Source organism: Oleiphilus sp. HI0061, assembly GCF_001635675.1.
Genome location: NZ_LWFE01001141.1, coordinates 1 through 7,911, shown reverse-complemented (window position 1 = coordinate 7,911; position 7,911 = coordinate 1). Strand labels below are relative to the sequence as shown.

The window sequence follows — 7,911 nt, the reverse complement described above, 5'->3', positions numbered from 1 at the left end:
TCAATGCCTAAGGCCTTCCCTAAGTACTCAGACACTGCACCAAAGCGCTGCTCAAGCTGGGTGCTGTCCTGATCAGGGATGGCGGTAAAGGTAAAATCTTTCGCCTGCGCGCTCACCGCTAGGCTAAACAATATGATCAAGGTACTGAATAATTTCATTTTGAGTAGTGCTCCAATAGTGCGTCTTTGCTTCCCCGCAATACAATTCTTTCAGCCTTCTTTGAGAGCTGATAATCGTACATTGGGTCGTAGTAATCTTTTAGTAAATGTTCGATCCACTCCCGGTGAAGGCCGTAAGCCTCATCAGATTCTGAAGCAGAAAATTGTTGTTTGATCGCTCGTACCATCATTTGCTGTAGATGATTCTTTCGCTCGCTACCCAAGCGGCGTTCTATTCTCCCTAAACTCTCAAACAGATAGTTAGAGAAATTCTCAATGCCCTGCTCTTCACCGTCCCGGCTTAAGTAGGCTTCGGTCATATCAATCACATAGTCTTGAAGCACTACATCGATTCGTTCTTCCAAAGGCGTTTCTAAGACAATTAAAGGGCAAGCAGACATGCGGTCTTTCAAAGTCAAAGGCAAAGCACAACGGCCAATCAAACGACTTTCGTCTTCCAGAAATACCGTGCCGCTATTTTGATGGCGCGCTTTTAATAGGGCGATGGATAGTTTGTTTTCAAAATCTATTTGGCTAGGTTGAGGGGTCAACATTCGACCAAAGCTAGAACCACGATGATGAGCCAAGCCTTCTAGATCGACGTAATTATTGAACTGCTTCAAAACGCGTGTTTTACCGGTGCCCGTTCGGCCACTAATAACGGTGAAGTCCAGCTCGCTGATTTGCGTTTCCATTTCGTCAATCAGAAAACGACGCATGGCTTTGTAGCCGCCTTTTATCAAGGGGTAATCCACACCTACGTCTTTAATCCAGCCTTGTGTGGTTCTTGATCGCAAACCACCCCGAAAGCAATACAAATAGCCCTGGGGGTTCTGTTTAGCAAAAGCCAACCAGGCCTCAAGCTTTTGGGCTTTATTTTCGCCACATACCAGCTCGTGTCCTAGTTCAATGGCACTATCCTGGCCTGATTCTTTATAACGAATACCAATCAAACGCCGTTCTTCATCATCCATTAAGGGTGCGTTGAGGGTATTTGGAAAGGCACCTTTATCGAACTCAACCGGTGCTCGAACATCCATTAGCGGAATATCATTCAGGAAAAGTTCGAGGTAGTTGTCTGTATCAGGTCTGTTGCTCATAGTGCTTAATAGTCAGGCGGTGCAAAGAAGGGGGAGATTATAGGGAAAATGCTTATGTAGAGCCATGCCTTATCTTTAAAACACTAGAACCAAAAGGCTTTAGAGCGCCACACTAATGAGCAAGCCAAGCCCTGACAGAAATAACAAACCCTTACACGCAGACATGAAATGGGCTTCACTCATTTTTGTATGCAAGCGATGTCCTAAGCTCGAACCAAGTAAGCAAGCCGGTAACAAAATTATGTCGATAATCAACAACAACGACACAGAAAAACCACTCTGTGACTGGGCGGCTAAGGCATACGGAACGATTTTAACCAGATTCATCATCGCAAAAAACATGGCAGCGCTTGCCAACCACGTGCGCTTGGGTAATCGTATCGTGGCCAAATAAATATTAATCGGTGGACCACCTGCGTGTAGCAATGTGCTGGTTAAACCAGACAAGGTCGCCCAAAAAAGACCTGCATAGGGCAGGTGAGCCAAAACGGGGCTCAACTGTTTCCACAGCGCGAATGCAATGCAAAATAAACCAAGCAAAGACTGTAACAAGCTACTGGACAATCCACCCAATAAATAGCCACCCGCGATGATGCCGACCAGTGCCGCGGGGCCGATCACTTTTATTTCTTGCCAGTTCACGCTGCGCCAATAATAGTGCATCGTCTTTGCGTCCATCACAATGAGAAGCGGCAACATTAAAATAGCGGCAACCGGCACGGGCATCACGAACGATAGTAATGGTACCGCGATAACACCCGCTCCTCCGGCAAAACCAGATTTTGAGATTCCCGTTATTAACACGCCAACCACGGCTAGCCCCCAAAATAGCGGGTCAAGCAATAATAGGCTTAGGTCATCAGTTGCATTCATCAGAATGTTTTCTCGCGTTATATTACAAGCAATTATCTTGGCGGGAGGTCAAACCAAAGAGCAGTCAAGCCTTCATCTTTGGCCGTAATAGATAGCTGATCTTTTATAATACCTAGACCATCACCTGGCTTTAATTCAAGCTTGTCAGTCGATGTAACGCCAAGTCCCTCCCCCTCAATTACATGCAAATAACCCACTCGCGCTTGAGCCGTCAATTCGTAGCGTTCTCCGGCGTTTAGCTGCAAGCGAAAAAGGCTCACATCCTGGTGAATACTTAGGCTACCGTTGCTTCCATCTGGCGTTACCAAAGCTGTCAGTGTCGAAGACTGTAAGATGGGCATTTGCTCGTAACTAGGTTCAATGAGTTTTACATTTGGACTGATCCAAATTTGCAAAAACTTCAATGCTTCGGTTTTAGATGCGTTAAATTCAGAGTGCATAATCCCTGACCCTGCGCTCATACGCTGAACCTCTCCCTCAGGCACTATAAAGTGATTTCCTGTGCTATCTCTGTGCTCGATAGCCCCCTCCAATATATAAGAAATAATTTCCATATCTCGATGACCATGATTATCAAAACCCGCACCGGGGGAAACCTCATCATCATTGATGACTCTCAGTACCGAAACTCCCATGTGATCGGCGTCGTAATAGTGACCAAACGAAAAGCTATGTTGGCTATTTAACCAAGAAAAGTTGGCCTTACCTCGTTCGTCAGCAGCTCGATAATAAAGCATGACAACTCCTTACTTTTGATGAAAATAGTGACTGAGATCGTTAGTTAGCTTTTTCCAACTGGTCTCGATCATGGGGTAAATCGAAATCTTGTTCAGGCCCTAAAGGAATGACCCCCGTCGGATTGATCGTAAGGTGACTGGCGTAATAGTGGGTTTTGATATGCTCAAAATTCACTGTCTGGGCCACCCCTGGCACTTGATACAGCTCGCGAACATAAGAACTCATCGCGGGGTAACTCGCTATCAGTTGTCTATTGGTTTTAAAGTGTCCAAAATAAACAGCGTCGAATCGAATCAGTGTCGTAAATAGACGCCAGTCAGCTTCGGTTAGTGTTGATCCACACAGATAACGCTGCTTAGACAGTACGCCTTCTACCCAATCTAGGGCATCAAATAATTGATGGTAAGCGTCTTCATAGGCTTCTTGCGTCGTCGCAAAACCTGCACGATAAACACCGTTATTAATGCAGTCATAAATTCGCTCGTTAATCATATCAATCGACTCACGCAAGCCCTCTGGATAATAGTCATCAGTATTGCCAGTTAGGTGATTAAAGGCTGAGTTAAACATGCGAATAATTTCAGACGACTCATTACTGACAATCGTTTGGGTCTGTTTATCCCATAAAACCGGTACCGTAACCCGCCCCTCGTATTGGCTATCAGCGCGCATGTAAAGCTGGTAAGCGTATTGAAAACCGTACAGCGGGTCGGTAACTTCCCAACCGTTTTCTAACATTATCGGGTCGACTACCGTCACATCGATATAATCTTGTAGATTCTTCAGCTGGCGAAAAATCAACGTGCGATGAGCCCATGGGCACGCCAACGAAACATACAAATGGTAGCGGCCTTTCTCTGCCTTAAACCCCTTCTCACCCTGCGGGCCAGGTTGACCATCGGCGGTCAACCAACTTCTGAAGCGACTATCTTGGCGACGAAACTCACCTCCGCTATCGCTCGTGTCATACCACTGATCAACCCATTTCCCATCTTGTATTAAGCCCATGACCTTGTACCTCAATAACGATTATCAAAGTGCGATGTTTTGAGTCGCACTTAACTATCTGAATCTGATTAATCAACGTGTTGGCTAAACAGTCTTGTACGATAAAAGTGCCTTATCAATACTCAAACTACCTGCACCTCTAATCGTTAAGGTTGCGCTGATAACCAGTAATGCGAGCGCAAACTCATAACCGTTAGTTGCCATAAAAAATCCATTTTCAATGTGAGCCGTGACAATCGCCACAATCATAGTGATTGCCAGTACCAAGGCCGCTGGACGAACCAAAAAGCCAACTATCAGCAATAAACCGGCGAAGAATTCGGCACTCCCTGCAAGCCCTGCCATCAAGATACCGGGCGATAATCCAATCGACTCCATCCAACCCGCCGTTCCATCCAATCCATAGCCACCAAACCAGCCAAATAGTTTCTGACTGCCGTGTGCGGCGAATGTGATGCCCGCGCCAATTCGGATAGGTAGCGTGTCTAGGCCCGCAGTCGTTGTGCTGATTTTGTTGAATAGTGCTTTCATGGCGTGTTTCCTCTGTGTTTTGATTTGATGAAATAAGTGTATCGCGCTGAAGAACTTCCAATAAGCGCCAATATCTGTTTAGAATGATCTAATAATTAGAACAATCTTTATGGAACCTTAATGATTAGAAACCCGATCACTATTGAAGCCTTAGAAACCTTAGACGCGATAGATAGACGAGGAAGCTATGCAAAAGCATCTGAAGAATTGAACAAAGCCACCTCGGCCGTTTCTTATGCTATTCAGAAGCTCGAAGAACAATTGGGTATCACTTTGTTTCAGCGTCAAGGTCGACGCTCGGTATTAACCCCCGCAGGGCAGCTAATTTTGCAAGAAGGGCGAAAGATTCTGATGGCGACTTCTCAGCTGGCTAATTCAGCAAAAGAAGTTGCCACGGGTTGGGAGCCGAAAATACGAATCGCGATGGAGTCCACGCTGAATCAACCTGTACTATATGATGTGCTGTCTGACTTTCTGGCCGAACACGAAAATGTAGAAGTTGATCTAATTGAGTGCGTACTTAACGGCGGCTGGGAAGCACTTGAGCAAGACCGCGTAGAACTCCTTGTCGGCGCGCCAGGACCGGTACCATTACAAAAAGGCTTCCGCGCAATTCCACTAACAGACACCGACCTAATACCGGTTATTGCCACGTCCCATCAACTTGCTGAACTCGCCTTAGATACACAGAGGCTCACCGAAATACTGCCTAAGTTAAGACGCGTTGTTACCCATGACACCTCAATACTGGAGGTGTCGCGCAGCGCCGGGCTCACAGATGCAGGGAAAACCTTTTATGTACAAACCATGGATCAAAAGGTCGAAGCCATATTAGCAGGTATAGGTATTGGTCACTTGCCGCGAAAACGTATTCACCAAGCCATTGAGAGTGGCAAGCTGAAGGAGCTTAAGCTTGCTAAGGTAAATAATCATGAATGCTTTATGGCATGGAAACTCAGCAATAAAGGCAAAGGTCTGCAGGCATTAACTCAATTACTGGCCACTGCAAAGTGGTAGGTGACAGCGTCAGACCAACCAAGCACTCCCCTCCTTCAGTAGGGCTTCTCAGACTAGAAGTATAAAAAAAGCCCCGAAGTCTCGAAAGACTCCGGGGCACAACTCCCTTCATTTTGACTGATCCGCCTGCTCTAGAACAGCCAATATGTTATTTACCAAAGTACAGATTGATAAATACAAGGGTTAGGCTAAGTTGAAATCCTTACTTATTGATCCTCTACACGCTGGTGGTTGAAGAAAACACCACCGTCACCAAAGGCCGAGCTGATAAACTCAGAACTTAGGCGAATCGTACCAACTTTCTTAGCACTATCACGACGAGATTTCGCATACTTCTTATGAAAATACGGGAAGATAGAAGTGCGAATTTTCTCGCTCGTTGCGTAGACGTCATAGATAGGCGTACCTTCTGGTAAGCTTTCCAAGTCGTCACGGAAGTCATGAGAAGCACTTGAGAACAAGCCCTTCACTTCTGGGCGCGGAACAAAGTAAACCTGCGTCGGCGTAACAACGCTGCTTTCTTTGGTGCCATCTGCGCGAACCTTCGCCATCTTCTCTACAGAAAGCGTGGTTGGCTTAGTCGAAACTAGTGAGAACAAGGCTGTGGTACCCAAAGTTTCGTTCACTTCCTTGTCAACGTACTGCGACAACTCATTTGCAAAGAAATCATGGTTACCACCTTGGCCTGATAAGGTGTATAACGCCGAGACATTGCGTGAGTTTCTACCGTCAACGAACACTTTCCATGCTAAGCCTGGAGCAAAGCCACGGTCATTTGGGTCACCCGTGACTGACAGGCGCAATAAGCCACACTCTGCACCTTTGAAGACACCTGTATAAGGGTGGCCAGAAGCAGGTTCAAAAGTAGTGGTCGCCATAGCTGCGTGAGCATGGATTGGCTTTTCATAACCGAGTGGCGCGACATCGTCCTTACGATTTACTTTTTCCCAAAGTACCGTATTAATCAGGCCACCAATATCGATATCAGTTAACCCTGGACGCTCTCCTGCATCATATTCAGTACGCATTGCACCGTTCGTCCATAAGAGCTGCTCTTTATCACAAGCTGACCACTCTTTGTAGTTATCTGGAATCTTCAAACCCCATGGTTTAAAGGCATTATCTACACCCGTTAAGCTTAACTCTAGCTCGGGGAAGTGACGACGAATCACGTCAACCATGGTGTTATTTTCTACCCAGTCGATACCTTCTTGCGTGTACACTTCAGGTGTATAGCTTTCAGTATAGAAACGGTCTGTCATCAAACGACGAGAAGCATTCAGGATAAAGACCTGGAAAGCCGTCTCACCAAAGGCAAAGCCATCAGGACGCACTGTTTCAGCTAGCTGACCCACCAAAGCATCGATCTGCTCAATGTCATTGTTATAAACACGCTTCAATTCAGCCAAAGTTGTAGGGTCTTCAGTTAAATCCTCAAACTTGGTAATCGGATTCAAACCAATCTGGCGACGGAATTCGTTGTAACGTGGTACACCACGCTCACGGTCACGAATAATATCGATTGTTGCCAAGTCAATATCGCCAATTAACGGCATTGAAAGGTTACGCAAAAACTCAGGATAGTTGTTTAGCGTCAAGGAACCTGGGTGAGTAATGCCGAAGGAGTACCATAGACGATCGCCGCCCTGATTATCGAGAATATCTTCTGCATCGCCATCACGCGTGTCTTCAATATTGATACGCTCAGAAACAACATTTGAACCGATATCGTAGATATCTACCGCATCACGTAGTAATGGGTGCATACGATAAACCGCAACGAATTCCTCAGTCAGTACATAAGGAACATCATAGTTATTTGGTTTGCTTTGGCCAACCAAACCACCAAGGATATGGTCAATTGCGCCTGGCGTGCTTAACTGTTCAGCTTTTTCAGGATCAAATAATGCGATGGTGTTAATGAGCCAGGAATTAGGACCTTTGATATCGTCCGTCACATTTTGGATCAAATCACGTGTTTCAGGATTACGCGCGATACCCCACCAGTTTGCTTCCATCGACAACTCTAATGCAGGGTTGGCGATAATTGCAGGCGTCCATTCAACTGTGTGAATCTTCGCCATCAAGGCAGAGTTGATCAAGCGGGACTTATCAAATAGCCACTGATCTGTCGCGTTTGGATAGTTTTCCTTCAGCTTGTCAGCAATAGCGTTATGCTCCAAGGTGAATAGCTGGTGCATCATGCTAAGACCTAGCCACCAGTTGTCACTAAAGCCAGTAACCGGCACGCCACTCCAGAAGTCTGTTGGCAAAGTACCATCACTTTCAATAGCGAGCTTACCATCTTCAAATGAACGAACAGAATCATTGGTTTCTTTGTTGCTGCCGTAAAGCTGTGAGCCATCCCACCAGTGAGTATTGTGGTTACGGTAAGTCGCTGGCAAGTAAGCATCGTCTTCAACGCTACGATCCGGATCAGCAGTTGTACGTTGTACAGACATAACACCCGTACCTAAAGGGTCACC

Annotated in this window: 7 protein-coding genes; 1 reads left to right on the top strand and 6 read right to left on the bottom strand. The window is 46.0% G+C overall.

Features of this window, described 5'->3' with window-relative positions; all coding sequences use genetic code 11:
* Positions 1–154: 154 nt before the first annotated feature.
* The 5 genes from mnmH to A3735_RS17015 form a co-directional block, all read right to left on the bottom strand.
* The gene (mnmH, locus tag A3735_RS17035) at positions 155–1,258 is read right to left on the bottom strand and encodes a tRNA 2-selenouridine(34) synthase MnmH (protein ID WP_068513583.1); all 1,104 of its coding nucleotides are present in this window, start codon (positions 1,256–1,258) and stop codon (positions 155–157) included.
* 99 nt (positions 1,259–1,357) lie between these two features.
* A complete protein-coding gene (locus A3735_RS17030; protein ID WP_068513580.1) occupies positions 1,358–2,131 on the bottom strand; it encodes a sulfite exporter TauE/SafE family protein in 774 nt (257 codons plus the stop codon).
* 32 nt (positions 2,132–2,163) lie between these two features.
* Entirely contained in the window at positions 2,164–2,868 is a 705-nt protein-coding gene (locus A3735_RS17025; RefSeq protein WP_068513578.1) for a pirin-like bicupin family protein, read from the bottom strand.
* Positions 2,869–2,908: 40 nt separating this feature from the next.
* Entirely contained in the window at positions 2,909–3,877 is a 969-nt protein-coding gene (locus A3735_RS17020) for a glutathione S-transferase family protein (protein WP_068513575.1), read from the bottom strand.
* Between the two features lie 84 nt (positions 3,878–3,961).
* Positions 3,962–4,408, bottom strand: coding sequence for a DoxX family protein (locus A3735_RS17015; protein ID WP_068509720.1), 447 nt, complete (start codon positions 4,406–4,408; stop codon positions 3,962–3,964).
* 120 nt (positions 4,409–4,528) lie between these two features.
* Here A3735_RS17015 and A3735_RS17010 point away from each other — a divergent pair, with 120 nt between their 5' ends.
* Positions 4,529–5,425 (top strand): LysR family transcriptional regulator, encoded by an 897-nt coding sequence (locus A3735_RS17010; protein ID WP_068513573.1) that lies wholly within the window; start codon positions 4,529–4,531, stop codon positions 5,423–5,425.
* Between the two features lie 206 nt (positions 5,426–5,631).
* Here the strand turns inward: A3735_RS17010 and A3735_RS17005 are convergent.
* Positions 5,632–7,911, bottom strand: a 2,280-nt coding sequence (locus A3735_RS17005) for a peroxidase family protein (RefSeq protein ID WP_068638335.1), incomplete at its 5' end; no start/stop codon positions are given.